This window comes from Methylocystis sp. IM3 (assembly GCF_038070105.1).
Taxonomy (GTDB): Bacteria; Pseudomonadota; Alphaproteobacteria; order Rhizobiales; family Beijerinckiaceae; genus Methylocystis.
In genome coordinates this window covers 2,981,560-3,007,458 of the sequence record NZ_JBBPBZ010000002.1, presented here as the reverse complement: position 1 = coordinate 3,007,458, position 25,899 = coordinate 2,981,560, and the positions used below count along the sequence as shown (strand labels likewise).

The window sequence follows — 25,899 nt, the reverse complement described above, 5'->3', positions numbered from 1 at the left end:
CCGCCCCCGAAAGCGGGAGAAGGGCTCTCCAGATCGTCGGGAAGGGTTGGGGACGGGGCGCTATCCGAGCAGCCCGCCCCGCGCCGGCGCGAGCGGATTATTCATCAGCGCCTCGGCGTCGGGCGTATCGACCGCCGGCCGGGAGATGAGCGCCGCATAGAGGCCCTCGACGAAGGCGCGGTCGAGGTCCTTCACGATGAAGACGATGCGGGTGCGGCGATCCGTGTCGGGCCAGGCCTCGAGACGGTGCGGCGGATGGAAGACGTGCTGCACGCCATGGATGACCACCGGGCGCTCGGGCGCGTCGGAGAGAGCGACGATTCCCTTCACGCGCAGCAGGCGCGGTCCATGGGTGTGGCGCAGCAGATCGATGAAAATATCGAAGGAGGGCGGGGTGAAGGGCGTGTCGCCGGTCAGGCAGAAGGCCTGAATATGGTCGTCGTGGCGGTTGACGTCGTGATGGTGATGGCCGTGGCCCGCATGGTCGTGACCGTGATGCTCCTGCGCCTCCACGGCCTCGGCGTTGAGCCAGTCGCGCACCCGGGGGGTCTTGGCGCCGAGATCGTAGAGGCCGCAGTCGAGCAGCGCCTGCGGCGTGGCCTCGCCTCTCGCCGCGACGAGGATGCGGGCCGTCGGATTGAGGGCGCGCAGACGCGCGGTCAGGCGCTCCTCATGGGCCGCGCCTTCGGCCAGATCGGTCTTCGTGACGACCAGACGGTCGGCGACGGCCGCCTGCTTCACGGCCTCCTCATGCGCATCGAGCGTCGACTCGCCATTGACCGCATCCACCACGGCGATGACGCCGTCGAGGCGGAAACGCATCACGAGATAGGGGTGGCTCATGATCGTGTGGAGGATCGGGGCCGGATCGGCCAGCCCCGTCGTCTCCAGCACGACGCGGCGGAATGGCGCGATCCGCCCGTTGTCGAGCCGGCGCAGCAGGTCCTCGAGCGTATGGACGAGATCGCCGCGGATCGTGCAGCAGACGCAGCCCGAACTCATCATCACCATGTCGCCGTCGATCTTCTCGATGAAGAGATGGTCGAGGCCGACCTCGCCGAACTCATTGATGAGGACGAGCGTGTCGGAAAGCTCGGGCGCGGCGAGCAGCTCATTGAGCAGCGTCGTCTTTCCTGCGCCGAGAAATCCGGTGAGGATGGTCAGGGGAAGAGGCGGCGGCGGCCGGCGGGCCGCCGCTGGGGCGCTGTCGCTCACGGAGTCTTGACCTGCGGTTTGGCGGCGGTCTGCGTCTTGGTCGGCGCCGGCTTGGCGGCGGCGGCGGCGGCTTTCGCGGGCTGGGCGGGCTTGCCCGTGGCGTTGGCTTTGGCGCCGGCCTTGGCGGCGGCTTTGGCGGCGGCCTTTGCCGGCTTCTCCGGCTTTTCGTCGCCCGCCGCCTTGTCGTCCACGGCGATATCGTCGACGGGCGCCGGCGTGGCGACGGGCGAGACGCGCTTGGCGGCGCGCTTCGCGCCCCGTTTGGCCTGGCGCATGTTCACGGCGTCGGGCGCCGCCCGGCTGATCGGCGAGGCTTCGCCGCCCGCGGGCTCGGGGTTGTTGGCGTAGGCGGAATAATCGGTCTGCTCGCCGATCGGCGCGCCGGGCGCGCGGGCGCGCGCCACGGGACCGGCATAGCCCGGCGCGCGGCCGGCGTAGACGGGCACCGGATCGAAATGCGGACGCGGCAGGCGCGCGAGATCCTTGGCGCTGATCCGCTGCTGGGCCGAGGCGGCGTCGAGCAGCGGGACGCCAGTCGATCCGCCGCCGATCGGAATGGAGACGTCCTCGACCTCGTTCATGAATTCGGCCATGGCCGGGCCGCGGTTGCGGCAGACGCTGTCGCGCAGATCGGGGGCCGGGCCGGGACCGGGAGCGGCGATCGAGGCGAGCGATCCGGAGGCGCTCGACTGGAAGCCGCGATCGAGCAGGGCGGCGGCCTTGGCCGTGCGCGCGGCGGCGGACGGCGCGCCGAGCACGACGGCGATCAGCCGCTGATTGCCATGGCTGGCGGAGGCGACGACATTGAAGCCGGCAGGGCAGGTGAAGCCCGTCTTCATGCCGTCGGCGCCGGGATAGCGTCCGAGCAGGCCGTTGTGCGTGGGATGGATCTGCCGGCCGAACTGCATGGCCCCGATGTTCCAGAGGTTGGCGTATTCGGGAAATTGCAGATAGAGCGCCCGGCCCAGGATCGCGAGATCGCGCGCTGAGGTGACCTGCCGCGTATCCGGCAGGCCGTTGGGATTGACCCAGGTGGACTGCGTCATGCCGAGCTTTTGCGAGGCGTGGTTCATCTCCTCGGCGAAGGCCTCGACCGAGCCCGAGACGCCCTCCGCGATGGCGACCGCGATGTCATTGGCCGATTTCACCATCAGCATGATCAGCGCGTTCTGCAGCGTCACCTCGGAGCCCGGCCGAAAGCCCATCTTCGAGGGCGCCATGCGGGCGGCGCGCGGCGACATCATCAGCGGCGTGTCCATCGTGATGCGGCCGGCGCGCACCGCGTCGAGGGCCACATAGGCGGTCATCAGCTTGGTCAGCGACGCGGGATACCAGGAGGCGGTCGGCTGGTCCTGCGAGAGCACCGCGCCCGAGGATACGTCGATGACGAGCGAAGGCGAGCCCTGCGCGGCGGGAATGGCGAGGGTCGCGAGGACGGACGCAAATGCGCCGAGACGTGCCAGTCTCCTCAACGTCGTCATTGGCAAATGCCTCTCGTAGGTCGCGCCGGCCGGCGGCAGCAGGTGGGAAAATAAAGTTAATCCGAAACGCACCAATTGGGGGGAAATTGTGGCGCGGCCAGCCTGCCGGGGGCCCGGCGGGCCGCTCGGCGCCCGCCCCGCCGGCCAACCGGCCGATCTTTTCGCGGTAGCCTTTGCGGCCTGCGCGCCGGCGGCGTCTGTCGCTCTCCCGCGATTTTTCGGGCGTTCCGCGCCGGGATGTGCTAGCGGATGTCACGAGCGAAACAAGAAAAAGGGCGTTCGGCGCCGCCCCTTCCAAGAGCGGCTCCGCCTTTTTCGCCAAGGAACGGCTTTCGCCAAGGGACGGCGCGGCCAGGCGCCGAAACGCTTCGACGTGATCGACAAACTCGAATTTCTCATCACCGTCGCCAGCGAAAAGAGCTTTTCGCGCGCGGCGGAACTCTGCGGCGTCACTCAGCCGACGCTCTCCGCAGGCATCAAGCAGCTCGAGGATTCGCTCGGGGTGCTGCTCGTCAACCGCTCATCCCGCTTCCACGGGCTGACGGCCGAGGGCGAGCGCGTGCTGGAATGGGCCAAGCGGATCGTGGGCGACGCCCGCGCCATGCGCCAGGAAGTGCGGACCCTGCGGGAGGGCCTCTCCGGCCAGCTCAAGATCGCCGTCATTCCCACGGCCGAGGGCATCGTCTCGGCGTTGACGACCCCCTATCGCGAGAAGCACCCGCATGTGCGCTTCAAGGTCGTCTCGGCGTCCAGCGCGGAGGTGCTGGCCATGCTCGACAATCTCGAGATCGACGCGGGCGTCACCTATCTCGACAACGAGCCTCTGGGCCGCGTGCGGACCGTGCCGCTCTGTTCGGAGCGCTACAGGCTGTTGACGACGGCGGGCAATCCGCTCGGCGACCGCGACCGCGTCACCTGGGCCGAGGTCGGGCGCATCGATCTGTGCCTTCTGACGCCCGACATGCAGAATCGCCGGATCATCGAGCGACTCATTGGCGCAGGCGGCGCGGAGCCGACGCCGATCCTGGAGTCGAACTCGGTCATTCTCCTTTACGACCATGTGAAATCCGGCCGGTGGGCGACCATCCTTCCGGAAAAACTCGCGAAAACAATGGGCGCCTCGCCGCCCTTGCGCTCCATTCCGATCGTCGAGCCCGAGGCGGGGCATGAAATTGGACTGGTCGCGCCTCTGCGCGATCCGGTCATTCCGCTCGTCGGCGCGCTCGTCGCGGAGGCGAAGACGCTCGCCGAAAGTGGCAGGCTGGATGATTGATAGGCAGACCCTATGGCCTGACGGCGCGGACGCTATTGATCAAGTCGGGGATTTCCGGCACTGTCCTTGGAACAAAACCAATCAAGGGCGCTTGTCTTGAGCTCGACGCCCGAAGCGAGGGAAGAAATGGCTGGCGCTGCTCCTTATAGCGACGAGCGGGCGCGGGAGATCATTGCGGCCCATATGGGCCTCGAAGGTCCTGCATTGCCCATATTGCATGCGCTTCAGGCTGAATTCGGCTGCGTTCCGGAATCCGCCGTGCGCGAGATGGCGAGCGCGCTGAACATCAGCCGCGCCGAAATGCATGGCGTCGTCACCTTCTATCACGACTTCCATTCCTCGCCCCATGGCCGGCATACGCTGAAAATCTGCCGCGCCGAATCGTGTCAGTCGATGGGCGCCGAGAAGCAGGCGAATGAATTCCTCGCCCGCAACAAGCTCGAATGGCACCAGACGACGCCCGACGGCTCCCTGACGGTCGAGCCGGTCTATTGCCTGGGCCTGTGCGCCCACAGCCCCGCCGCCCTTTACGACAACGAGCCGATCGGGATGGTCGACGCCGAGACGCTGGACGGTCTCGTCGAGGAGGCGAAGGGCAAATGACCAAGATTTACATTCCCCTGGACATGGCCGCCGTGGCGATGGGCGCCGACCGCCTGGCCGCCGCCGTCGCCAAGGAGGCCGCCGCGCGCGGCCTCGACGTCGAGATCGTGCGCAACGGCTCGCGTGGCATGCTCTGGCTCGAGCCCCTGATCGAGGTGGAGACGCCCGCGGGCCGCGTCGGCTACGGGCCGGCCAAGGTCAAGGACGTGGCCTCGCTGTTCGAATCGGGCTTCCTGACCGGCGGCGCGCATCCGCTGAACATCGGGGTCGTCGACGAGCACCCCTGGATGAAGCGCCAGAACCGCGTCACCTTCGTGCGCTGCGGCGTCATCGACCCTCTCTCCGTCGCCGACTATGAGGCGCATGGCGGCTTCGCCGGCCTCAAGCGCGCCTTCGAGATGGGCGCCCCTGCGGTCGTCGAGGAAGTGACCAAGTCCGGTCTGCGCGGCCGCGGCGGCGCGGGCTTCCCGACCGGCATCAAATGGAAGACCGTCGCGGATTGCGCGCCCGGCCAGAAATATGTCGTCGTCAACGCCGACGAGGGCGATAGCGGCACTTTCGCCGACCGCATGATCATGGAGGGCGATCCGCTCTCGCTCATCGAGGGCATGATCATTTGCGGCTACGCCATCGGCGGCTCCAAGGGCTATGTCTATCTGCGCTCGGAATATCCGGTCGTCGCCAAGGTCTTCCAGGCCGCGATCGAGAAGGCGCGCGAAGCCGGCTGGCTCGGCAGGAACATCAAGGGCTCGGGCTTCGACTTCGACATGGAGCTGCGCATCGGCGCGGGCGCCTATGTCTGCGGCGAGGAGACCTCGCTGCTCGAGAGCCTCGAGGGCAAGCGCGGCATCGTGCGCGCCAAGCCGCCGCTGCCGGCCCATGTCGGCCTCTTCGGCAAGCCGACGGTGGTCAACAACGTGCTCTCCATGGCGACCGTCCCGATGATTCTGGAGAAGGGCGCGAAGCACTACGCCGATCTCGGCGTCGGCCGCTCGCGCGGCACCATGCCGCTCCAGATCGCCGGCAATGTGAAATACGGCGGTCTGTTCGAGACCGATTTCGGCATTCCGCTCGGCGAGATCGTCAATGACATCGCCGGCGGCACGCGGACGGGACGCCCGGTCAAGGCGGTCCAGGTCGGCGGCCCGCTCGGCGCCTATCTGCCTGTGTCGCTTTTCGATCTGCCATTCGATTATGAGGCCTTCGCCGCGAAGGACAGTCTGATCGGCCATGGCGGCCTCGTCATTTTCGACGACACGGTCGACATGGTTTGGATGGCGCGCTTCGGCATGGAGTTCTGCGCGATCGAGAGCTGTGGAAAGTGCACGCCTTGCCGCATCGGTTCGACGCGCGGCGTCGAAACGATCGACAAGATTCGCAATGGTCAGGACGTCGAGAAGAACATCGAGCTTCTCAAGGACCTGTGCCACACGATGAAGTTTGGCTCATTGTGTGCGCTCGGCGGTTTCGCGCCTTATCCGGTCGAAAGCGCTCTTCGTCATTTCCCAGAGGACTTCCGCAAGCCGGCCCTTGAAGCCGCCGAGTGAGGTAGCCGCCATGACTCTTATCAAAGAAACAGATTACGGAACGCCGGCTTCGAAATCCGAGGACATGGTCACGCTGACCATCGACGGCAAGAGCGTCACCGTTCCGGAAGGCACCTCCATCATGCGGGCGGCGATGGAGGCGGGGACCGAGATCCCCAAGCTCTGCGCCACCGACAGCATCAAGGCCTTCGGCTCCTGCCGTCTCTGCGTGATCGAGGTCGAAGGCCGCAACGGCACGCCGGCCTCCTGCACCACGCCGGTCGCGCCGGGCATTTCGGTCAAGACCCAGACCCCGCGCCTCGCGGCGATCCGCCGCGGCGTGATGGAGCTCTATATTTCCGACCATCCGCTGGACTGCCTCACCTGCGCCGCCAATGGCGACTGTGAATTGCAGGACATGGCGGGCGCGGTGGGTCTGCGCGACGTGCGCTACGGCTATGACGGCTCCAACCACGTCTTTGCGCGCAACAATGGCGAGGCGAATTTCGCCTGGAAGCCCAAGGACGAGTCGAACCCCTATTTCACCTATGATCCGTCCAAGTGCATCGTCTGCAATCGCTGCGTGCGCGCCTGCGAGGAAGTGCAGGGCACTTTCGCGCTGACGATTTCGGGACGCGGATTCGATTCGCGCGTTTCGGCCGGCATGGACGAGGCCTTCATGGAGTCGGAGTGCGTGTCCTGCGGCGCCTGCGTCCAGGCCTGTCCGACCGCGACGCTGACCGAAAAATCGGTGATCGCCATCGGCCAGCCGGAGCATTCCGAGATCACCACCTGCGCCTATTGCGGCGTCGGCTGCACCTTCAAGGCGGAGATGCGCGGCGAGGAAGTCGTCCGCATGATCCCCTGGAAGGACGGCAAGGCCAATCACGGACACAGCTGCATCAAGGGCCGCTTCGCCTATGGCTACGCCCATCATGGCGACCGCGTCCTCGACCCGATGATCCGCGAGTCCATCGATGAGCCCTGGCGCGTCGTCACCTGGGACGAGGCGCTGACCTTCGCGGCCGACCGGCTGAAGGCCGTTCAGGCGAAATATGGCAAGGGATCGGTCGGCGCGATCACTTCGTCGCGCTGCTCGAATGAAGAGACCTATCTCGTTCAGAAGCTCGTGCGCGCCGGCTTCGGCAACAACAATGTCGACACCTGCGCCCGCGTCTGTCATTCGCCGACGGGCTACGGCCTGAACCAGGCCTTCGGCACCTCGGCCGGCACGCAGGACTTCGACTCGGTCGACGAGGCCGACGTCATTCTGGTCATCGGCGCCAATCCGACGGACGCCCATCCGGTGTTCGGCTCGCGCATGAAGAAGCGCCTGCGCGAAGGCGCCAAGCTGATCGTCATCGATCCGCGCCGCATCGACCTCGTCCGCTCGCCCCATATTCAGGCGGACTATCATCTGGCGCTGCAGCCTGGCACCAATGTCGCGATGATCACGGCGCTCGCGCATGTGATCGTCAAGGAAGGGCTCGTCAACGAATCCTTCGTGCGCCATCGCTGCGACTGGGACGAGTTCCAGGCCTGGGCCGACTTCGTCGCGCTCGACCGCAACAGCCCGGAGGCTCTCGAGTCGGTTCTCGGCGTCAAGGCCGAGGACATTCGCGGCGCCGCGCGCCTGTATGCGCGGGGCGGCAATGCGGCCATCTATTACGGCCTCGGCGTGACGGAGCATTCGCAGGGCTCCACGACGGTCATGGGCATCGCCAATCTCGCCATGGCGACGGGCAATCTCGGCCGCCGCGGCGTCGGCGTGAACCCGCTCCGTGGCCAGAACAATGTGCAGGGCTCCTGCGACATGGGCTCGTTCCCCCATGAGCTGCCGGGCTACCAGCATATTTCGGGCGCGGCGGCGCGGTCGGTCTTCGAAGCCGACTGGGGCGTCAAGCTCGACCCCGAGCCCGGGCTGCGCATCCCGAACATGTTCGACGCGGCGATCGAGGGCCGGTTCAAGGGCCTCTATCTGCAGGGCGAGGACATTCTCCAGTCCGATCCCGACACGCGCCATGTTTCGGCGGCCCTCGCCAATATGGAAATCGTGATCGTGCAGGACCTGTTCCTGGTCGAGTCGGCGCATTACGCCCACGTCTTCCTGCCGGGGTCCTCCTTCCTCGAGAAGGACGGCACCTTCACCAACGCCGAGCGCCGCATCCAGCGCATCCGCAAGGTGATGACGCCGAAGAACGGCTATGGCGACTGGGAGATCACCCAGCATCTCGCCAACAAGCTCGGCATGAACTGGAACTACAAGAACCCGTCCGAGATCATGGACGAGATCGCGCGCCTGACGCCCTCCTTCCACAACGTCTCCTATGAGTTGCTCGACGAGGTGGGGTCGGTGCAGTGGCCGTGCAACGACGAGGCGCCGGAAGGCATGCCGATCATGCACATCGACGGCTTTGCGCGCGGCAAGGGCAAATTCGTCATCACCGAATATGTGCCCACGGACGAGAAGGTGGGGCCGCGCTTCCCGCTGCTGCTGACGACGGGCCGCATCCTGTCGCAGTACAACGTCGGCGCGCAGACCCGCCGCACCGAGAACAGCCGCTGGCATGAAGAGGACGTGCTCGAAATCCATCCGCACGATGCGGAGGAGCGCGGCGTGCGCGACGGCGATTGGGTGCGCGTCCAGAGCCGCGCGGGTGACACCGCGCTGCGCGCCCTGGTCACGGACCGCGTCGCCCCCGGGGTCGTCTACACGACCTTCCACCATCCGATGACCCAGGCCAATGTCGTGACCACCGACAATTCGGACTGGGCCACCAACTGCCCCGAATACAAGGTCACCGCCGTTCAGGTGTCTCCGTCGAACGGCCCGACCCAGTGGCAGGAGCAGTATCGCGAGCTCTCCGAGAACGCTCGGCGCATTGCGACGACCATCGACGCGGCGGAATGAACGACATTCCGTCGCCTGCTCTTCGGGTAGAATGCCTGGCGCGCCGTCACGATGTGACGGCGCGTTCTTCACGCGTGATCCCCGAAGAGACGCCGGTCGCCTTCACTTATGGCGGCTCCACCCATGCGGTGATGATGGCGACGCCCGCCGATCTCGAGGATTTCGCGGTCGGTTTCGCGATCACCGAGGGGTTGGTTGACCGTCCTCAGGACGCGGGCGAGGTGGAGGTGGTGACCTCGGACCTTGGAATCGAGCTGCGCACATGGCTCGTCGGCGACCGCCAGGACGCCTATGCGGCGCGTCGCCGGTCGATGGCCGGCCCGACGGGCTGCGGCCTCTGCGGCGTCGAAAGCCTCGAGGCCGCGGCGCGCAGCCTGCCGACGCTCGACAATGCTTTGATCGTGCGGGCGGAGGCGCTCATCGACGCCATGGACCGGATGCCGGCCGCGCAGAAGATCAATCAGGAGACGCGCGCAGTGCATGCGGCGGCCTTCTGGAACCCCGATTCCGGCGCGCTGATCGTCCGCGAGGACGTCGGCCGCCACAATGCCCTCGACAAGCTCGCGGGCGCGCTCGCGCGCCAGGGCCTGGCCGCCTCGCAGGGCGTCGTGCTGATGACCAGCCGCGTCTCCGTCGAGCTCGTGCAGAAAGCCGCCCGCATCGGGGCGCCGATCATCGCCGCCGTCTCGGCGCCGACCGCGCTCGCGGTTCGCAGCGCCGAAAAATGCGGTATGACCCTCGTGGCCGTGATGCGGGGCCGCGATTTCGAAGTCTTCACCCATCCAGGACGCATCCTCGAACAGGTCTCCGCCCATGTCGCATGATTCAGTTGAGAAGCTCGTGAAAATGGCCAATCAGATCGGCTCGTTTTTTGGCGCGCAAAAAATCGGGGCCGCCGCCGGCATGGCCGAGCATCTGCGCAAGTTCTGGGCGCCCCATATGCGCGAGTCGATCTGCGAACATGTCAAACATGGCGGCGCCGGACTCGAACCCATCGCCATCGAGGCCGTCAAGATTCTCGACGCCGAGAAGAAGGGCGCGGCCTGACGCGCGCCTGCCTGTCGCGCACAAAAAGCGGTTTTCAAGAATCGATTTTTCCGGCGCGGCGGCCTTTTTCTTTTCAACTCCAAGTGAAGACGCGCCTCCCGCCGCGCTTTTTTCAGTCCGCGCGCGGCCGGCGATCGAGTGAGAGACGATGACCGACGCCCTCTGCCCCTGCCGCGTGATCGACGCCGAGAAGCGCGACTACGCAGATTGCTGCAAGCCCTATCTCGAAGAGGGCAAGACGCCCCCGACGGCGGAGGCGCTCATGCGCTCGCGCTATACGGCTTTCGCGCGCGGCGACATCGACTATCTCGAAGAGACGCTGGCCCCTGGCACGCGCGAGGATTTCGACCGCAAGGCGATCACCCATTGGGCCAGGCAGTCTCAGTGGCTCGGCCTCGACGTGATTTCCACGGAGAACGGGCTCGAGACCGACGACGAGGGCCATGTCGAGTTCATCGCCCATTTCAGCCTCGAGGGCGAAAACTACGCGCATCGCGAGCGCTCGCTGTTCTGCAAGACTGATGGTCGCTGGTATTTTCAGGAAGAGGCCAATCGAAAGAGCCAGCCGATCGTGAAGGGCGCGCAGCCCGGCCGCAACGATCCCTGCCCCTGCGGCTCTGGCAAGAAATACAAGAAATGCTGCGGCGCGGCTGCCTGAGGCTTTGCCGTTAACTGGCCATTAGGCGCTTTCGGGCATTCTCCTTTTCAAGGTCGCGGCTTCGGCTAAACTGGCTCCGTCGACCAACGAAACGCGCGCCGCGTTTCCAAAAGTCGATAGTCGCTTCGGACGGGCCCAAACCCGTGGCATGACGCCTCATCCGTCGAGCCGGCGCAACACCGGCATGTCCCTTACTTGTTCTCAGTCCAACAAGGGACAACGCAAATGGCTAGTATTCTCGTCAACCCCTCCGCCATTACCGCGCTTCAGTCGCTGCGCGCGACCCAGGCGTCGTTGAACACGACGCAGAAGGAAATCTCGACCGGCCTCAAAATTGCGAGCGCCGCCGACAACGCCTCGACCTGGTCGATCGCCGAGACGATGAAGTCGGACAAGATGGTGCTGTCGACGATCAGCGACTCGCTGTCGGGCGCGAATTCGGTGCTCAATGTCGCCGCCGCGGCGGTGAAAAGCGCCATCGGCGTGATGAATGACATCAAGAACGGCGTCACCCAGGCCCAGCAGCCGGGCGCCGACACGGCGAAGATCCTGACGAATCTGCAGCAGCTCGGCAAGCAGCTCTCCAGCATCGTGTCCTCGGCCACCTTCACCGGCCTCAATGTCATCGACGGCTCACAGACCTCTGAGAAGTTCATCGCGTCCTACGCCGACAAATCGGGCGCCTCCGATTCGGCCGTCGGGACGATCGACCTCACCCCCACGACGCTGATCGACAGCGCCGGCGGCGGAACGGGCATTCTGGAAGCGGCGCAGGGCGGCACCGCCGCGGCGGCGACGGATTTCACCAGCATGACGTCCGGCGATCTTGCCGCGGCGACCATCGCCGACACGCTGACCAACGCGGACAAGGCGCTCGCCGATCTCACGACCTACGCCTCCGAGATCGGCGCGACGCAGACGCGCGTGACGCAGCAGAACGAGTTCATCAAGACGATGGCCGAGGCGCTGACGAGCGGCGTTTCCTCGCTCGTCGACGCCGACATGAACGAAACCTCGACCCGTCTGCAGGCGCTTCAGACCCAGCAGCAGCTCGGCATTCAGTCGCTGTCGATCGCGAACCAGAATGCTCAGATGATCCTGAAGCTCTTCCAGTAACGCATGCGCGCGGCGAGGACCGCGGCCCTCTGGGTCGCGGCCCTCGCAGGCGTTTACGCATAGCTGCTTCGGACGGGCCCAGACCCGTGGCATGACGCCTTATCCGTCGAGCCGGTGCGACACCGGTATGTCCCTTGTTTTTTCTCGTACCCGAAGGGACACATCAAATGGCCAGCATCCTCGTCAATCCTTCCGCAATCACCGCCCTTCAGTCGCTGCGCACGACCCAGGCGTCGCTGAACACGACGCAGAAGGAAATCTCTACCGGCCTCAAGATCGCGAGCGCCGCCGACAACGCCTCGACCTGGTCGATCGCCGAGACCATGAAATCGGACAGCAAGGTTCTGGGGACGGTCAGCGACTCGCTCTCCGGCGCCAACTCCGTTCTCAATGTGGCGGCCGCTGCTGTGAAGAGCGCGATCAATGTGGTGAACGACATCAAGAACGGCGTCACCCAGGCTCAGCAGCCGGGCGCCGACACCGCGAAGATCCTGACCAATCTTCAGCAGCTCGGCAAGCAATTGACCAGCATCGTGTCGTCGGCGACCTTCACCGGCCTCAACGTCCTCGACGGCTCCCAGGGGAGCCCCGTGAAATTCATCGCCTCCTACTCCGATGGCACGGGCTCCAGCAACTCGGCTGTCGGCACCATTGATCTCACGCTCACCACGCTCATCGACAGCGCGGGCGGCGGGACCGGCGTGCTGGAGGCGGCGCAGGGCGGCACGGCGGCGGCGGCCACGGATTTCACCAATCTGACCTCCGGCGATCTCGCCGCGGCGACCATCGCCGATACGCTGACCAACGCCGACAAGGCGCTTGCCGATCTCACGACCTACGCCTCGCAGATCGGCGCGACGCAGACTCGCGTGACGCAGCAGAACGAGTTCATCAAGACGATGGCCGAGGCGCTGACGACCGGCGTGTCGTCGCTCGTCGACGCCGACATGAATGAAACCTCGACGCGCCTGCAGGCGCTTCAGACGCAGCAGCAGCTCGGCATTCAGTCGCTCTCGATCTCGAACCAGAACGCCCAGATGATCCTGAAGCTGTTCCAGTAAGCTTCACGCCGGGCGGGCCAGCCGAAAGGCTTGGTCCGCCCGGGCTCAATTTGTTATTAACCTTTTGTTAGTGTTTGGATTAAGGGCGCGGCGCAACGCTCGCACAAGCCCCTGCGCCGACTCTTGGCGTCACAGGAACAGGGAGCGCCTGCTTCGGACGCCATGGACCATCTCACGAAACTTTTCGATAATCTCAAAGCCCTCGGCGGCAGGAAACTCGCCGCGCTCGGGCTGATCTTCGCGCTCGTCGTCGGGATGGTGTCGCTTGCGGCCTACTATCTCTCGCGGCCTTCTTTCGAGGTGCTTTACGCGGGCCTCGATCGTGAGGATGTGAGCCGCATCGGCGCCGCTCTGAAATCGAGCGGCGTCGCCTTCGACGTCAATCCGGAAGGGAACGCCGTTTCGGTTCCCTACGGCCAGACCGCGCAGGCGCGCATGCTGCTCGCCGAACGCGGCCTGCCGCAGAGCGCCAACGCCGGTTATGAGCTCTTCGACAAGGTCGGCGCGCTCGGCCTCACCTCCTTCATGCAGGAGGTGACGCGGGTGCGCGCGCTCGAAGGCGAACTGGCGCGCACGATTCAACTCATCCGCGGCGTCAAGGCGGCGCGGGTGCACATCGTCATGCCGGACGAAGGATCGTTTCGCCGCGCCAAGCAACCGCCGTCGGCCTCCGTCATCATCCGCACGGAAGGTCCCGACGATTCGAGCGCCGCGCAGGCGATCCGCCATCTCGTCGCCTCGTCGCTGCCTGGCATGACGGTCGATCAGGTGACGGTTCTCAATACGGACGGCATGATCCTTTCGTCCTCGGACGGAGAGGCGACCGACGCCGTTCCAGTGAAGACGCTTGCCCTCGAAAAGAGCATCTCGAAAGACATACAGGACAACATCAGACGCACGCTCACGCCCTATCTGAGGTTGCCGAATTTTCAGGTGAGCGTGCGCGCTCGGGTCAACACCGACCGCAAGCAGACGAATGAAACGATCTTCGACCCCGACTCGCGCATCGAACGCTCCATCCGCACGGTGAAGGAGACGGCTCAGTCGCAAAACAACAGCGGCGCGCAATCCACGAGCGTGGAGCGCAACATTCCGCAGAACGCCGCCAACAATGGCGACGCCAAGCAGTCGAACGACGAGAGCCGCAAGAGCGAGGAGCTCACCAATTACGAGCTCTCCTCCAAGACGGTGACGACGGTGAGCGGCGGCTACACAGTCGAGCGGCTCTCTGTCGCGGTGCTCATCAACCGTTCCGCCTTCGCCGAGCCCGGCAAGGAGCCGCCCAAGCCCGAAATCGTCGATAAGCAGCTCAAGGAAATCGAGCAGCTCGTCTCCTCCGCCGCGGGCTTGAGCAAGGAGCGCGGCGACGCGCTGAAAGTGACGGCGGTGGATTTCATGTTCAACGAGCATGAAATGACGCCGGAGGAAAATCCGGGCTTCGTCGCCATGCTCGGCAGCCATCTCGGCGCAATCATCAACGCCCTGACGGCCGTCGGCATTGCGGCGATCATCGTCGCCTTTGGCCTGGCGCCGGCGCGGCGCGCACTTCTCGCCGAAGCGCAGCCGGCGTCGCAGGAGAGAGTCGAGCCGCCGCCATTGGCCTCGCCCGCGGCGCCATCTCTCGCGCCGGCTGAACTTCCGCTCGCCCTCGAACCGGCTTTCCCCAATTTGGCGCCGATTCTCGACATTCCAGAGGAGGGATTACTGCCCGGCGCCGCGCTGTTCGATGGCATCGTCGAAGTGGCGAGAGGAAGCGCGCGCAAGAAACTCGAGCGGCTGATCGAGCAGGACGACGCTCATGCCGCTGCGATCATGAAACAATGGATGAGGTCCTAAGGCCACGCCATGAACATTCACGACGTTTCCACTTATCTGCTGCGTTTCGACGAGGCCCCCCGTCTTCCGCCGCAATCGCCGCTCCCTGCGCCGCTTCCTCCGCCCTCGCCGATCCTCGAAACGCTCTTCGAGGCGTCGGCGGAAATTCCGGACGAAGACTTCGCGCCGGATATCGTCGCGCGGGAAGCGCGCGATGACGCCGCGCTGCTGCGCCGGGCTTTCGACGAAGAGCTCGCCGCCGCGCTCGAAAAGCAACAGGCTGCGCATGAGGAGGATTTGCGCCTGCTGCGGACGCAATGGATCGAGGAGCAGGGCGAACTTCTGGCGAGGCGTCTTTCGGAGAGTCTCGCCGAGGCGCTGGAGGCGCTGAGAACCGATGTGGCGCGCATACTCGCGCCCTTTGTGGCGAGGGAAGTCGAGCAGACGACCTCGCAGGAACTGATCGACGCCATCCGACGCGCTGTCGCCGGCGAGAATGGACCGGCGATCCGCCTCCAGGGCCCGAGAGAGCTGATCGAAAAGATGGCCGAGGCGCTCGTGGAGCAGCAGGCTGCGGTGAGTTTGACCGAAACGGACGGCGTCGACGTCACGGTCGATTTCGACCTGACGCGGATCGAGACGCGGCTCGACGCCTGGATGCGGCGTCTGCGCGACAGCAGGAGTGAAGGTCTATGAGCAACGGCCCCCCGATCATCATCAAGAAAAAGGTCGAAGGCGAAGAGGACCATCACGGCGGCGTCTGGAAGCTCGCCTTCGCCGATTTCATGACCGCGATGATGGCCTTCTTCCTTGTGATGTGGCTCATCAACTCCACCTCCAAGGAAACGAAGGCGGTCATCGTTCAATATTTCAACCCCGTGCAGCTCGTCGACACGACCAAGGCGCACAAGGGGCTGCGCGATCCCGCCACCGGCTCGGAAGGGAAGAGCGCCATCAATCCGCCGGTGCCCAAGAAGGGGGGCGCAAGCGAGTCGAAGGATACGGAGGCGGCGCTACAGAGCGAGCCCCTGAAGACGCTCGACGCAATCGCAAGGGAGGAGCCGCGCGCGGGCGAGCCGCCGGCCTCCGAGGTCTTGCGCGATCCTTTCGAACGCACCCTGAAAAAGGAGATGCGGCCCGCACCCGAGCCTGCGCCGGCGGAGCCGCCGCCCGCGCACGACAAGGCTGGTCTCAAGCAAGGTCCGACGGCCGCGGGAGAGAAGGCCGCGATGGCGAGCGACTTGCAGGCGGAGATCGAAAAGATCGCCGCGCAGGAGGCGCGCGCGCCCAAGGTCGAGGTCCGGCAGACCGAGGAAGGCCTGTTGATCAGCCTCACCGACGACGCGAATTTCTCGATGTTTGATGTCGGCTCGATCAAGCCGAAGCCGCAACTCGTGCGCATCATCGGCGAAGTGGGCAAGATTCTCGCCGGCAAACCCGGCGCGGTGGAGCTCAGGGGCCATACGGACGGCCGCTCCTATAGTGGAAAGAACTACGACAACTGGCGGCTCTCCAGCGACCGCGCGACAATCGTCAATTACATGCTGATCCGCGGCGGCCTGCCGGCCACGCGCATGGAGAGAGTCGTCGGCTTCGCTGACAGGCGCCCCAGGAACGCGAAGGATCCATTGTCGCCGGTCAACCGGCGGATCGAAATTCTGCTGCGTGGAGTCGAGCCATGACAATCGCAGGAAGGGCGATCGCTTTCGCCGCCTTGTTGCAGATGAGCGGCGCGGCGCAGGCGGAGGAATTCGCGGCGATGGTGCGCGATCTCAACGCCATGCAAAATCTCATGGCGGCCGGAAACGCCGGGGCGCGCGACCGGGCGGCGCGGCAGTTCGATCTCATCGAGAAGCAGATCGATTCCGTCGAGCCCGACGGTTGGCGCGACGAGCGCAATATTCGCGCGGCGATCGTCTATCTCCTGTGCGGCGGCGCGCCGGCGAAACTGCGGGAAATCTACGAGGCTCAATTCGTCGATCCGAAAGACGCAGGATTATTCGCCGCGAGCGTCGAATATGCGGAAGGGCGCGAGGGCGGCATTCCCAAGGCGCTGCAGGAGATCAGCGCGCGTGACGCTCCGGCGCTGCTCGGCGGCCATCTCGCGCTGGTGCAGGGCGGCGCGCTGATCGGCAAGGACAATGCGCGGGCGGTCTCCCTTCTCGATCTCGCGCGCCTGCTGATGCCGGGCTCGCTCGTCGAGGAAGCGGCGCTCCGCCGTGAGATCGCCCTTCTCGACCCAGCGCGGGAAAGCGGCAAGCTGGCGATGCTGGCCGCGCGCTATACCGCCAAATACGCCGCCTCGCCCTATGCGCAGAATTTCTGGGAGGCGTTTCGTCAGGCGACGGTCGGGCAGGAGACGTTTCTCGATCGCTCCGAACCCTTCGAACCGCTCTTCGACAAGGCCGCCCCAAATCAGCGCCTCTCGCTTTATCTCGCCCTCGCGCGCCAGGCGTTGCAGGCGGGCCGGTTCGACTTCGCCAGCAAGACGATCGAGAAGGCGGCGCCTTCGGCGACGACTCCTTCCGCCAGAAAGCGCATCGACGCCTATCGCAGCGTCGTCGCCGCTTTGACCGATGAGAGAAGCGGCGACGATCTGAAGGCGCTCGACCAAAAACAGCTCGAGCGGGAGGACGCCCGGCTGATTGCGCTCGCGTCCGGGGTCGTGTCGAGGCTTGCGGCAAGAGAGGAGCCGGAGACAAGGCCGGACGACCCCCCCAACGAAATGCTCGAGACCGCGCGGCAGGCGATCGCCCGGAGCGACGAGCTTCTCGAAAGGTCGGCCCGCCGATGACGACGAGCCCCCTGAGCGATCCTTTGGGAGCGGGCGGCCTGCTGTTGCTGCTCGCGGGGCGCGCGGCGCCGGATGCGCCTCCGGCCGCGCCGCCGTCCGCCGATTTCAGCCGCATCCTCGATACGCTGGCCGAGACGGCGGACGCGTCGCCCGATAAGGGCGACGCCGGGGAGGCGCCGGCCCCCGTCGCCGTCTCGGGCGCGGCATTCTCCTTCGCTTTCCTCGGGCTGGCCGCGCCGGCGAAAGCGGCCGACGCCCCGCCGCAAAAGGCGCCCGATGCGGCCCCCGAAACGGCCACGGTCACGGACCCGCTGGCGAACGCCGCGCCGCCGCCTGCGAAAGCCCCGGATGAACGGCGACGCGCCGAAGCGGATGCGGCGCAAGCTCCGGCGGCCAATGCGCCGCCCGCCGCGATGCAGGCGCCGCCCGCCGACATGCAAGCGCCGCCTCCGCCGATCCAGCCTTCTGCGCCTGCGCCATCCGCGCTGGCGCCCGCGCAGGCGCCCGCGGCGGCGCAGGTCGCGCAGCCGGCGCCGTCTCCGTCCCGCCGGTCCGTGGCGCTCACCCAACCGCCAGCGGCGCGCGTCGCTGGGGGCGAGGAGAATGGCGTCGCATTGGTGGAGCCGAAAGCCGGCCGCCTGCGGCAGGCGGTCGCTCCCGCGCCCCAGGCGCATGCGCCCCAATCGAGCCGCGACGGCGGCGTCGAGAAGACGCCGGGCGGGCCGCCGTCCGTGACCGCGGAGGATGCGCCGCGGGAACGAATTCCCGCGGCTCCCCTCTCGTCCGCCTCCGCGAAGTCCGAAGCGCCCCCCGAAGCTTCCGCGCCGCTGCAAATCCGCGTCTCGGAGATCGTCACCCATCTGCCGGCCGTGGTCGCGCAGACATTGACCGCCGCGCGCGATGCGGAGGCGTCCGGCCGCCCCGCGCCGATCCTGAGCGGCGCGATCGCGCCGCCCCCGGAAAAGCCTGTCGAACCCCTGAAGATTCTCAAATTCCAGGTCGAGCCGGCTTCGCTCGGCGCGATCACGGTGCGCATGCGCGTGAGCCGCGCCAGGGTCGAGATCGCCCTCGACGCGGACTCCCCGAAAACCTCGGCGCTTCTGCTGGAGGCGCGAGACCATCTCGCCTCGGCGATCGGCGAGAAAGGGATGACGCTCGAGTCCTTCCATGTCGGCGTGAGCCCGCCCCCCGCGGCGCTTACGGCGGGACAGGAGGGCGCCGGCGCCGACGACCGGCCGCGGCAATATGGCGGGGAGCGCGGATTCGCCAATGAGGAACGACCAGACCAGCGGCAGAACTCTCAAACGCCGCCGCGCGACCGGCAAGGACGCGGCGAGAAGCCTGCTGCGGCTGGCGCTCCTGGCGTCCTTTTGTAGCGGGGCGCAGGCCGCGGAGAACGTCTGCGAAGCCGAAATGATTCGCGCCGCGCGGGAAAACGACGTGCCGGTCGCCGTTCTCTATGCGGTCGCGCTCACAGAAACGGGCCAGCGCGGCGCGCTTCATGCCTATGCGATGAACATTCACGGGCGCGCGGTCTTCAACGCGACGCTCGCCGACGCGCTCGCGACGTTCGGTCAGGCCCGCCGGCAGGGCGAGAGCCTCGTCGACATCGGCTGCATGCAGATCAACTGGCGCTATCACGGAAAGCAGTTCGCCTCGCTGGAGGAGATGTTCGATCCCGCGAGGAATGTCGACTATGCGGCGCGCTTTTTGAAGTCGCTGCACGAACGGGAAGGAAGCTGGACGGCGACGGTCGCGCGCTACCACGCCGGGCCCGGCAATGCGCCCGCGCAGCGCACTTATGTCTGCGCCGTCATTCGCAACATGGTGGCGAGCGGCTTCGGCGCCTGGACCGATGCGGCCATGGCCTTCTGCGGCGTGTCGCCATGACCCATCAGGCTCGGGCAAGTCCCACAACTTATCCAGAGCTTGTCAAACGGCAAGAAAGAGCGTGATGAAATGAGCTTCGTCATTGGTCTCATCGTAACGATGGGTTGCATGCTCGGCGGCTTCGCCGCGCTCGGCGGCCATCTGATCGTCCTTTGGCAGCCCTGGGAATTCGTCATCATCATGGGCTCCGCGCTTGGCACCTTCATCGTGGCGAATCCGATCAAGGTCATCAAGGACACGGGCAAGGCGATCGTTCAGGCGATCCTCGAAAAGACGCCCAAGCGGCGCGACTATCTCGACATTCTCGGTCTCCTGCACGCCCTGATGCGCGAGTTGCGCAGCAAGTCCCGCACCGAGGTCGAAGGCCATATCGACGCGCCAAACGAATCGCCGCTCTTCACAGCCTTTCCGAATGTTCTCAAGAACCCGGAGATCACCACCTTCATCTGCGACTATTGCCGCCTCTACATTATCGGCAATGTGAAGACATTCGAGATCGAGGCGCTGATCGACGAGGAGATTTCCTCAATCAAGCACGACAAGCTGAAGCCCTATCATGCGCTCACCGCCATCGGCGACGGCCTCCCCGCGCTCGGCATCGTGGCCGCGGTGCTCGGCGTCATCAAGGCGATGGGCGCGCTGGATCAGTCGCCGGAATTGCTGGGCGGCCTCATCGGCGCCGCCATGGTCGGCACATTCGCCGGCATCTTCGTCTCCTATGGCATCATGACCCCGCTCGCCTACAAGGTGAAGGTCGCCCGCAGCAAGGAGTGCCATGTTTTCCTCATCATCAAGCAGACCCTGCTCGCCTTCATGAACGGCGCGCTGCCGCAGGTCGCCATCGAACATGGCCGCAAGTCGATACCGGCGCATGATCGTCCGTCGATCGACGAAGTGGAAAACGAAACCATCAACGGCGGCGCTGCGGCGGCTGAGGCGGCATGATCCTGAAAGAAGCCTTGAAAGAAGCGGACGGCGAGGAGCAGCTCGTGCTCGTCGGGGATGCGACGATCGATCGCATGCCCGCGCTCACCGCCATCTTCGAGGAAACGGGCGCAGGCTTCGCCCGTTTTCTCAGCCGCTACGCGAGCGGCCTCGTCATTACGACGGAAAATTTCGAAGGCAGCCGGGTGCACGAACTTGCCGAAAAATACGGGGCGCTCGGCAAGATATTTGTCTTCAAAAGCCAGGAAAACGACTCGCGCGTCGCGATCGCCGTCGACGGCGTGTTTCGTTGCCTGGCCTTCGAGCTTCTGCTCGGTTCGGGCGTCATCGACGCGAGCCTCGACAGGCCGCCGACCCGCATCGAAGACCGCATCATCGGCTATTGCGTCACGAAATTGGTTTCCGGATTTGCGGAAAGCTTTTCGCGCCTCGCCAAATTGACCTATGAGCGCGAGCCGTCGCTCGAGGGTTCGGGCTTTTTCGCGCTCGGGCCCAAGGCGACCGTCGCCGCTTTCGTTCGCATGACGGTGCGTTACGGCGAACACGCCGGCCAGATACTGATCGCCATGCCGCGCAGCGCGCTCGATCCGTTCCGCACGGCGCTGTCGCGGCTTCCGGGCGCCGAAGGCAAGGCGACGGACGAGAAATGGTCGGAAAATCTCTATCAGAACGTCGTGCGCACGGAGGTGAAGGCGGAAGTGCGTCTCGAAGCGCGCGGCTTTACGCTCGGCGACGTTTCGCGTCTCGAAGTCGGCGACGTGCTGCGTCTGCCGATCGCGCCTACCGATCCGATCCGTGTCGTCGCGGAGGGGCGGACGCTCTTCTGGTGCACGCTCGGCCAGAAGGACAACATGTACACGGTGAGGCTCGAAGAATTTTCCGACGAGCGTGAATCTTACATAGAAAACATTCTGGGCGTTTGAGACATAGGCTGAGAGGAGCGGCGATGAACGACGAACTGGAAAGCGACGGGCTGGGGCCGTCTTTGTCTTCGAACGACATGCCGCTCGCCGGCGTCGGGGAGGATGAGCCGAAGGTCAGCTCCCGGCGGATCGACTCCATCCTGCGAATTCCGGTCGTTTTGCAGGTCGTCGTGGGCTCCGCGACGCTGCCCGTGTCCAATCTCCTGAAACTCGGGCGCGGCGCCGTCGTGCCGCTCGATCACCGCGTCGGCGACCCCGTGGATGTGGTGGTCAATGGCCGCACCATCGCGCGCGGCGAAGTTGTCGTCGTCGAGGAAGACGGCGCCCGCTTCGGCGTTTCCCTGACCGAAATTTGCGAACCGCAGAGTGAGCAACCGCGCTAGGCTTTAGACAACCGGCATGACGATCCACCCCCTCCCGGACGCTGGCCGCCCACTCGGCGGCCCTGAAAAGATCGCCGCTGTGCTGCTCGCGCTCGATCGCGAAGCGTCCAGCCGGGTGCTCAAACATTTCGACCATGGCGAGCTCAAGCAGATCGCGCGGGTCGCCGCGACTCTCGACATCGTGCCGTCGGCGGCGCTGGAAGAGATTTGCAACGGTCTCATCGACGAGATCAGCAACGGGCAGCCGGATCTTCTCGGCGGTGAATCCGTCGCGGAGGAATTGCTCGCGAGCGCCCTGCCGGATGAGCAGGTCGCCGACATCATGTCCGAGCTGCGGGGGAGATCGAACAAATTCCTCTGGCGTCGTGTCGGCGGCCTGTCGGACCAGGTGCTGGCCAATTATCTCGGGGCCGAACATCCGCAGACGGTCGTGATCCTCCTGTCCCGCGTCGATCCGGCGGTCGCCGCCCGCGTGCTTGCGCTGCTGCCGGGCGCGCTGCGCGCGGAGGCCATGCGGCGGATGCTCGTCTCGAAGCCTGTCTCCGAGCATGTGCTGCATATCGTCGAGGAGGCGTTGCAGGAGGATCTCTTCGCGGCGGCGAGCGCGCCCTCGACGAATGAGGTGAGCGCGCGTGTTGCGGGCATCGTCAATCAGCTCGAGCGGGAACACATCGTCGAAATCATCGAGGGCATCGCGCGCTCCGAGCCTGTCCTCGCCGAGCAGCTCAAGTCGATGATCTTCTCCTTCGAGGATATTGTCGGCTTGAGCGAGCGCGCTCGCATGATCATCTTCGATCAGGTGCAGATCGATCGGCTGATCCTGGCGCTGCGCGGCAGCGACGCCTCCGTGCGCGAGGCGGTGCTTCCCTGTCTTTCCGCGCGCACGAGGCGCATGGTCGAGTCGGAGCTGGCGTCGGCCGCCGATCCGCCGAAAAAGGAGGTCGTGACGGCGCAGCGCGAGATCGCCAATCTGACATTGCGGCTTTCGAGCCAGGGGCTCATCGATCTTGTGGCCGAAAGACGCGGCGAGGCGGCGTAAGTGTCGCAAGGCGAAGACGCCGACTCCAAAACGGAAGAGGCCACAGAGAAAAAGATCGGCGATGCGCTCGAACAGGGCAATACGCCGGTTTCGCGCGACGTCTCGACCGCCTTCGGCGTCCTGGGGCTTCTCGGCGCGCTCGCGTTTCTCGCGAGTTCGAGCGTCGCGCAGCTTTCTCGATCGTTACAGCTTCTTCTGGCGAATTGCGGCGCCTTGCGCCTGCATTCGGATGGCGACGCGTCCCGTTATCTCGAGGCCGTCGCCATGGAGCTCGCCGGCTTCCTGACGCCGTTGCTTCTCGTGCTCGTGCTGTCGGGCCTCGCAGGCGCCTTCGTGCAAGGCGCTCCGCGCCTCGTGCTGGACCGCATCATGCCCGATGTCGCGCGGATTTCTCCGATGGCGGGCCTCGGCCGCCTCTTCAGTCTCGCCTCGGCGCTGGAGCCGGCCAAATCCGCGGTCAAAATCGCGATCATGGGCGGCGCCATGGCGATCGTCGCCTCCGGGGATCGTTCTCTCTATGCCGACGCCATGGGCATGGAGCCCGCGAGCCTTCCCTCGATAACGCTGCGGCTCGTCATCCATCTCGTCAGCGTCGTGGCGATCGCCGTGTCGCTCATGGCGCTCGCCGATTTCTTCTGGACGCGCTTCAAATGGCGCCGCGATCTGCGCATGAGCCGTCAGGAATTGAAGGAAGAGTTCAAGCAGTCCGAGGGCGATCCGCTGGTCAAGGCGCGCATGCGCTCTCTTGCGATGGATCGCTCGCGCCGCCGCATGCTCGCCGCCGTTCCCGATGCGAGCTTCGTCATCGCCAACCCCACGCATTTCGCCATCGCGCTGCGCTATGTCCGCGAGGAAGGCGGCGCGCCGATGGTGCTGGCGAAGGGCAAGGACTTGGTCGCGCTCAAAATCCGCGAGGTCGCCGAGCAGCATGGCGTGCCGGTGCTGGAGCGCAAGGAGCTCGCGCGCGCGATGTACGACGTCGTGGAGATCGACAAGATGATTCCGCAGGAGTTCTATCGGCCGGTCGCCGAGCTGATTCATTTCCTCGAGCGCCTGTCGAGCAGGCGCTCGTCTTCGGGTCTGCGTTAAAGGCTGATCAATTTGCAGGCGCGCCCGGCGCTCAGATTTTGAATCGCAGCGACATGCCGGCCTGCCAGTTCTTCATGATCTGAGGCCCGTTGAGATTCTGATAGACAGGGAGGCCCGCCTCGACCGCGAGCGTCGTGTTCTCGAAGCCGATGAACTTGCCGCTGATTACCGCGCCGCCGAAGAGTTCGATGCGCTGACCGCCATAAAAAAGCGGATTGGCGGGCACGGCGGCGCCGCGGATTTCGGGATCGAGGCCACGGATGGGGCCTTGCGCGACGCCGCTCGCCCGGAAAGTCGTCGTCAGCCCTGGCGTCCATGTGTAACCGGCCCAACCGTTGAACTCGTGCAGATCGCCCCAGCGATACCCCTGCCGGTTGGCGGCGAGGGGCAGTCTCGCCCGATATGAGAGACCCCAGGACCACGGCCCCAGATTGCCGGCATAAACGATGCCCGGCATGGCGTCGAACGTGCCCGCGCCAGGCTGCATCCCATAGAAAGCGCGTATATTGCTGCGCAGGCCGTTCGGCAGCAGGAAATCCGAGAAGGTGGCGTTGTTGACGCCGGTTGGAAATGCGAGACCGACATTGATCTGGATGCGATGGATCTCATCCTGATAGATGCGATAGACGCCGGACAGGGTGAAATCCGCGAGGCCTGCTGTTGACGGGTAGCTCCAGCCAAGCGGGATGATTCCGGATGTCCCCTTGAAGGTCAACGCCTCGAGATTGCGCTCGACCATGCCGGCCGTGAAAACCACTGCGAAGTCTTTCGTAACGCCATAATTGAGACCCAGGATTTGCGTCGCAAGCGCAATGTTCTGAGGAACGATGCGCACCGTCTGTCTCGGGTTCAGGAAAAAGGGCACGGTTGAAACGATATATTCGTTCCAGACCGTTCGCGTGCCCATCTTGATGCCCGACAGATTGGCGAAAACGGGCGTGATGGACAAAATCAGCTTTCCCGGGGCGGGCATATCGACGCCAAAGACGCCCAACGGCGCGGGCGGCGGAGGGGGAGGAGTCGGAACGGCCGCCGGCGCGGACGCCGCCGGCTTTTTCGTGATCTCCGCTGCGCCGGCGCTCGAGAAGCCAAAGGGAAAAACCGTTGCGCCCAGCGCCATCGCAGAAGTGATAATTGCGTGTCGAATATTCTGTCCTGTTTTCATGATCAGCCGCCCTAGCGCCCGCACGAGCCCAAAACAAAAAAGCCGCTGTCCAGATGTCCCGCGCGCGGCGCGGAACGTCTGGAACAGCGGCGTTGCTGTTTTTGACCCGTCGTTGAGTCGACCACGCGAAACGTGGTGCGCCATCAATTTGCAAGTATCGCGCCAGGCGCGGCGCTATTGTAATGCGCTGGTTTTAGCCTCGCGAACAGGCTCGCAGGGATCCGACTGCTTCCGACCCGAGCGGAACGGATGACAAAGAATAGGCGAACTGCGGTTCATTTACTCGTTTGAAGTCAGCGGGCGCTTCCAGCGGCGACGGTCCGCAAACGCCCGGCTCGCGAACGTCGAACCGAGGCGCTCCGAGGGCGAAAAAATGGCCCGGATTGCTCCGAGCCAAGTCTGGGGAGGAAGAGTGTGTCGCGGCCTTCAGACGAGGCGCTCGACAAGGACGGACTTGCCACGCTGCCGCACCTTGAATTTCATCCCGTGGCGCAGGCCAAACATCTGGGCCGCGCTGCGGATGCGGTTGAGCGAGACGCTGTAATAGCGCCAGGCGTCGCCGAGTTTGAATTCATCGAAACCATATTTCACGCGTTTGTTCGTCTGATCCATAGCGACCCGTGCGCCTTTCCCGACATGTTGGGCATGACGACCATATATGAGACGAAGCTAATATATTCAAGCGTAGCTTTCAGGCGCTCGCGGCATCGTGGGGCGGCTCAAAAGCCGGCGTGCCCCCCCAAAAACCACCCGAATTTTTTGTGCCCTTTTCGCAACACAATGTAATCAAACTGCGGCTAAGCTTATGTCTGTTCGTCAGATTTCGTTGACTGTGCAGTCGCCTTACTGATGGATAGGGTCATGGCTGAGCGGGGGGAAGAATCGTTTCTCCGGCCAGGCCTGGCCAAAAAAGGTTGGGGGCGTGCGCTTGGGCGCGGTTCCGACAGAATTTTGTTCAAAGAGGC

24 protein-coding genes are annotated in these 25,899 nt (G+C 65.2%); 20 read left to right on the top strand and 4 right to left on the bottom strand.

Annotation, left to right across the window (positions count from 1 at the left end; all coding sequences use genetic code 11):
* Nucleotides 1-60: 60 nt before the first annotated feature.
* The gene (locus WOC76_RS16600) at nucleotides 61-1,215 is read right to left on the bottom strand and encodes a CobW family GTP-binding protein (RefSeq protein WP_341105295.1); all 1,155 of its coding nucleotides are present in this window, start codon (nucleotides 1,213-1,215) and stop codon (nucleotides 61-63) included.
* Nucleotides 1,212-2,696 (bottom strand): D-alanyl-D-alanine carboxypeptidase family protein, encoded by a 1,485-nt coding sequence (locus WOC76_RS16595; RefSeq protein WP_341105297.1) that lies wholly within the window; start codon nucleotides 2,694-2,696, stop codon nucleotides 1,212-1,214. Before WOC76_RS16595 ends, WOC76_RS16600 begins: the two co-directional genes overlap by 4 nt.
* Before the next feature lie 373 nt (nucleotides 2,697-3,069).
* On the opposite strand from WOC76_RS16595, the gene WOC76_RS16590 reads away from it, so the two are divergent.
* The 20 genes from WOC76_RS16590 (at nucleotide 3,070) to WOC76_RS16495 (ending at nucleotide 23,769) form a co-directional block, all read left to right on the top strand.
* Entirely contained in the window at nucleotides 3,070-3,969 is a 900-nt protein-coding gene (locus tag WOC76_RS16590; RefSeq protein ID WP_341389053.1) for a LysR family transcriptional regulator, read from the top strand.
* A 126-nt stretch (nucleotides 3,970-4,095) separates the two neighbouring features.
* The gene (locus tag WOC76_RS16585) at nucleotides 4,096-4,572 is read left to right on the top strand and encodes a formate dehydrogenase subunit gamma (RefSeq protein WP_341105298.1); all 477 of its coding nucleotides are present in this window, start codon (nucleotides 4,096-4,098) and stop codon (nucleotides 4,570-4,572) included.
* Nucleotides 4,569-6,119, top strand: a complete 1,551-nt coding sequence (locus tag WOC76_RS16580) for a formate dehydrogenase beta subunit (protein WP_341105300.1) — start codon at nucleotides 4,569-4,571, stop codon at nucleotides 6,117-6,119. Before WOC76_RS16585 ends, WOC76_RS16580 begins: the two co-directional genes overlap by 4 nt.
* 10 nt (nucleotides 6,120-6,129) lie before the next feature.
* Nucleotides 6,130-9,009, top strand: coding sequence for a formate dehydrogenase subunit alpha (fdhF, locus tag WOC76_RS16575; protein WP_341105301.1), 2,880 nt, complete (start codon nucleotides 6,130-6,132; stop codon nucleotides 9,007-9,009).
* Complete coding sequence (gene fdhD / locus WOC76_RS16570) at nucleotides 9,006-9,833, top strand: formate dehydrogenase accessory sulfurtransferase FdhD (RefSeq protein ID WP_341105303.1); 828 nt, start codon at nucleotides 9,006-9,008, stop codon at nucleotides 9,831-9,833. Before fdhF ends, fdhD begins: the two co-directional genes overlap by 4 nt.
* A 22-nt stretch (nucleotides 9,834-9,855) precedes the next feature.
* A complete protein-coding gene (locus WOC76_RS16565; RefSeq protein ID WP_341105304.1) occupies nucleotides 9,856-10,056 on the top strand; it encodes a formate dehydrogenase subunit delta in 201 nt (66 codons plus the stop codon).
* A 148-nt stretch (nucleotides 10,057-10,204) separates the two neighbouring features.
* A complete protein-coding gene (locus tag WOC76_RS16560) occupies nucleotides 10,205-10,714 on the top strand; it encodes a YchJ family protein (protein WP_341105306.1) in 510 nt (169 codons plus the stop codon).
* 225 nt (nucleotides 10,715-10,939) lie between these two features.
* Nucleotides 10,940-11,830, top strand: a complete 891-nt coding sequence (locus WOC76_RS16555) for a flagellin N-terminal helical domain-containing protein (protein WP_341105307.1) — start codon at nucleotides 10,940-10,942, stop codon at nucleotides 11,828-11,830.
* A 167-nt stretch (nucleotides 11,831-11,997) separates the two neighbouring features.
* A complete protein-coding gene (locus WOC76_RS16550) occupies nucleotides 11,998-12,891 on the top strand; it encodes a flagellin N-terminal helical domain-containing protein (protein ID WP_341105309.1) in 894 nt (297 codons plus the stop codon).
* Between the two features lie 162 nt (nucleotides 12,892-13,053).
* Nucleotides 13,054-14,727 (top strand): flagellar basal-body MS-ring/collar protein FliF, encoded by a 1,674-nt coding sequence (gene fliF, locus WOC76_RS16545; protein WP_341105312.1) that lies wholly within the window; start codon nucleotides 13,054-13,056, stop codon nucleotides 14,725-14,727.
* Nucleotides 14,728-14,736: 9 nt separating this feature from the next.
* The gene (locus tag WOC76_RS16540; protein WP_341431503.1) at nucleotides 14,737-15,402 is read left to right on the top strand and encodes a hypothetical protein; all 666 of its coding nucleotides are present in this window, start codon (nucleotides 14,737-14,739) and stop codon (nucleotides 15,400-15,402) included.
* Nucleotides 15,399-16,388 (top strand): flagellar motor protein MotB, encoded by a 990-nt coding sequence (locus WOC76_RS16535; protein ID WP_341431502.1) that lies wholly within the window; start codon nucleotides 15,399-15,401, stop codon nucleotides 16,386-16,388. Before WOC76_RS16540 ends, WOC76_RS16535 begins: the two co-directional genes overlap by 4 nt.
* Nucleotides 16,385-17,500 carry a hypothetical protein gene (locus WOC76_RS16530; RefSeq protein ID WP_341431501.1) on the top strand — a complete coding sequence of 372 codons (1,116 nt, stop codon included), beginning with the start codon at nucleotides 16,385-16,387 and terminating at the stop codon, nucleotides 17,498-17,500. The genes WOC76_RS16535 and WOC76_RS16530 overlap by 4 nt, the downstream gene beginning before the upstream one ends.
* Nucleotides 17,497-18,876, top strand: coding sequence for a flagellar hook-length control protein FliK (locus WOC76_RS16525; RefSeq protein WP_341431500.1), 1,380 nt, complete (start codon nucleotides 17,497-17,499; stop codon nucleotides 18,874-18,876). The genes WOC76_RS16530 and WOC76_RS16525 overlap by 4 nt, the downstream gene beginning before the upstream one ends.
* Before the next feature lie 37 nt (nucleotides 18,877-18,913).
* The gene (locus WOC76_RS16520) at nucleotides 18,914-19,390 is read left to right on the top strand and encodes a transglycosylase SLT domain-containing protein (RefSeq protein ID WP_341431499.1); all 477 of its coding nucleotides are present in this window, start codon (nucleotides 18,914-18,916) and stop codon (nucleotides 19,388-19,390) included.
* A 69-nt stretch (nucleotides 19,391-19,459) separates the two neighbouring features.
* Nucleotides 19,460-20,335, top strand: a complete 876-nt coding sequence (gene motA / locus WOC76_RS16515; RefSeq protein ID WP_341105319.1) for a flagellar motor stator protein MotA — start codon at nucleotides 19,460-19,462, stop codon at nucleotides 20,333-20,335.
* Nucleotides 20,332-21,258, top strand: a complete 927-nt coding sequence (locus tag WOC76_RS16510) for a FliM/FliN family flagellar motor switch protein (protein WP_341105320.1) — start codon at nucleotides 20,332-20,334, stop codon at nucleotides 21,256-21,258. Before motA ends, WOC76_RS16510 begins: the two co-directional genes overlap by 4 nt.
* A 77-nt stretch (nucleotides 21,259-21,335) precedes the next feature.
* Complete coding sequence (fliN, locus tag WOC76_RS16505; protein WP_341108737.1) at nucleotides 21,336-21,641, top strand: flagellar motor switch protein FliN; 306 nt, start codon at nucleotides 21,336-21,338, stop codon at nucleotides 21,639-21,641.
* 16 nt (nucleotides 21,642-21,657) lie between these two features.
* On the top strand, nucleotides 21,658-22,680 hold the full coding sequence (locus WOC76_RS16500) for a flagellar motor switch protein FliG (RefSeq protein ID WP_341389044.1): 1,023 nt from the start codon (nucleotides 21,658-21,660) through the stop codon (nucleotides 22,678-22,680).
* Entirely contained in the window at nucleotides 22,681-23,769 is a 1,089-nt protein-coding gene (locus WOC76_RS16495; RefSeq protein WP_341105322.1) for an EscU/YscU/HrcU family type III secretion system export apparatus switch protein, read from the top strand.
* Nucleotides 23,770-23,800: 31 nt separating this feature from the next.
* Here WOC76_RS16495 and WOC76_RS16490 read toward each other — a convergent pair whose 3' ends face one another.
* Together WOC76_RS16490 and WOC76_RS16485 are read right to left on the bottom strand one after the other, a co-directional pair.
* Entirely contained in the window at nucleotides 23,801-24,934 is a 1,134-nt protein-coding gene (locus WOC76_RS16490; RefSeq protein ID WP_341389042.1) for an alpha-amylase, read from the bottom strand.
* A gap of 426 nt (nucleotides 24,935-25,360) precedes the next feature.
* Nucleotides 25,361-25,546, bottom strand: coding sequence for a hypothetical protein (locus WOC76_RS16485; protein ID WP_341105324.1), 186 nt, complete (start codon nucleotides 25,544-25,546; stop codon nucleotides 25,361-25,363).
* Nucleotides 25,547-25,899: the final 353 nt, after the last annotated feature.

What these genes read in the sequence shown, in the direction of transcription:
- WOC76_RS16500 (WP_341389044.1), top strand. Translation starts at nt 21,658, where the DNA reads ATGACGATCCACCCCCTCCCGGACGCTGGCCGCCCACTCGGCGGCCCT.
- WOC76_RS16535 (WP_341431502.1), top strand. Translation starts at nt 15,399, where the DNA reads ATGAGCAACGGCCCCCCGATCATCATCAAGAAAAAGGTCGAAGGCGAA.
- WOC76_RS16525 (WP_341431500.1), top strand. Translation starts at nt 17,497, where the DNA reads ATGACGACGAGCCCCCTGAGCGATCCTTTGGGAGCGGGCGGCCTGCTG.
- fliN (WP_341108737.1), top strand. Translation starts at nt 21,336, where the DNA reads ATGCCGCTCGCCGGCGTCGGGGAGGATGAGCCGAAGGTCAGCTCCCGG.
- fdhD (WP_341105303.1), top strand. Translation starts at nt 9,006, where the DNA reads ATGAACGACATTCCGTCGCCTGCTCTTCGGGTAGAATGCCTGGCGCGC.
- WOC76_RS16550 (WP_341105309.1), top strand. Translation starts at nt 11,998, where the DNA reads ATGGCCAGCATCCTCGTCAATCCTTCCGCAATCACCGCCCTTCAGTCG.
- WOC76_RS16490 (WP_341389042.1), bottom strand. Translation starts at nt 24,934, where the DNA reads ATGAAAACAGGACAGAATATTCGACACGCAATTATCACTTCTGCGATG.
- WOC76_RS16565 (WP_341105304.1), top strand. Translation starts at nt 9,856, where the DNA reads ATGGCCAATCAGATCGGCTCGTTTTTTGGCGCGCAAAAAATCGGGGCC.
- WOC76_RS16530 (WP_341431501.1), top strand. Translation starts at nt 16,385, where the DNA reads ATGACAATCGCAGGAAGGGCGATCGCTTTCGCCGCCTTGTTGCAGATG.
- WOC76_RS16580 (WP_341105300.1), top strand. Translation starts at nt 4,569, where the DNA reads ATGACCAAGATTTACATTCCCCTGGACATGGCCGCCGTGGCGATGGGC.
- WOC76_RS16540 (WP_341431503.1), top strand. Translation starts at nt 14,737, where the DNA reads ATGAACATTCACGACGTTTCCACTTATCTGCTGCGTTTCGACGAGGCC.
- motA (WP_341105319.1), top strand. Translation starts at nt 19,460, where the DNA reads ATGAGCTTCGTCATTGGTCTCATCGTAACGATGGGTTGCATGCTCGGC.
- fdhF (WP_341105301.1), top strand. Translation starts at nt 6,130, where the DNA reads ATGACTCTTATCAAAGAAACAGATTACGGAACGCCGGCTTCGAAATCC.
- WOC76_RS16520 (WP_341431499.1), top strand. Translation starts at nt 18,914, where the DNA reads ATGATTCGCGCCGCGCGGGAAAACGACGTGCCGGTCGCCGTTCTCTAT.
- WOC76_RS16585 (WP_341105298.1), top strand. Translation starts at nt 4,096, where the DNA reads ATGGCTGGCGCTGCTCCTTATAGCGACGAGCGGGCGCGGGAGATCATT.
- WOC76_RS16560 (WP_341105306.1), top strand. Translation starts at nt 10,205, where the DNA reads ATGACCGACGCCCTCTGCCCCTGCCGCGTGATCGACGCCGAGAAGCGC.
- fliF (WP_341105312.1), top strand. Translation starts at nt 13,054, where the DNA reads ATGGACCATCTCACGAAACTTTTCGATAATCTCAAAGCCCTCGGCGGC.
- WOC76_RS16555 (WP_341105307.1), top strand. Translation starts at nt 10,940, where the DNA reads ATGGCTAGTATTCTCGTCAACCCCTCCGCCATTACCGCGCTTCAGTCG.
- WOC76_RS16510 (WP_341105320.1), top strand. Translation starts at nt 20,332, where the DNA reads ATGATCCTGAAAGAAGCCTTGAAAGAAGCGGACGGCGAGGAGCAGCTC.
- WOC76_RS16595 (WP_341105297.1), bottom strand. Translation starts at nt 2,696, where the DNA reads ATGACGACGTTGAGGAGACTGGCACGTCTCGGCGCATTTGCGTCCGTC.
- WOC76_RS16485 (WP_341105324.1), bottom strand. Translation starts at nt 25,546, where the DNA reads ATGGATCAGACGAACAAACGCGTGAAATATGGTTTCGATGAATTCAAA.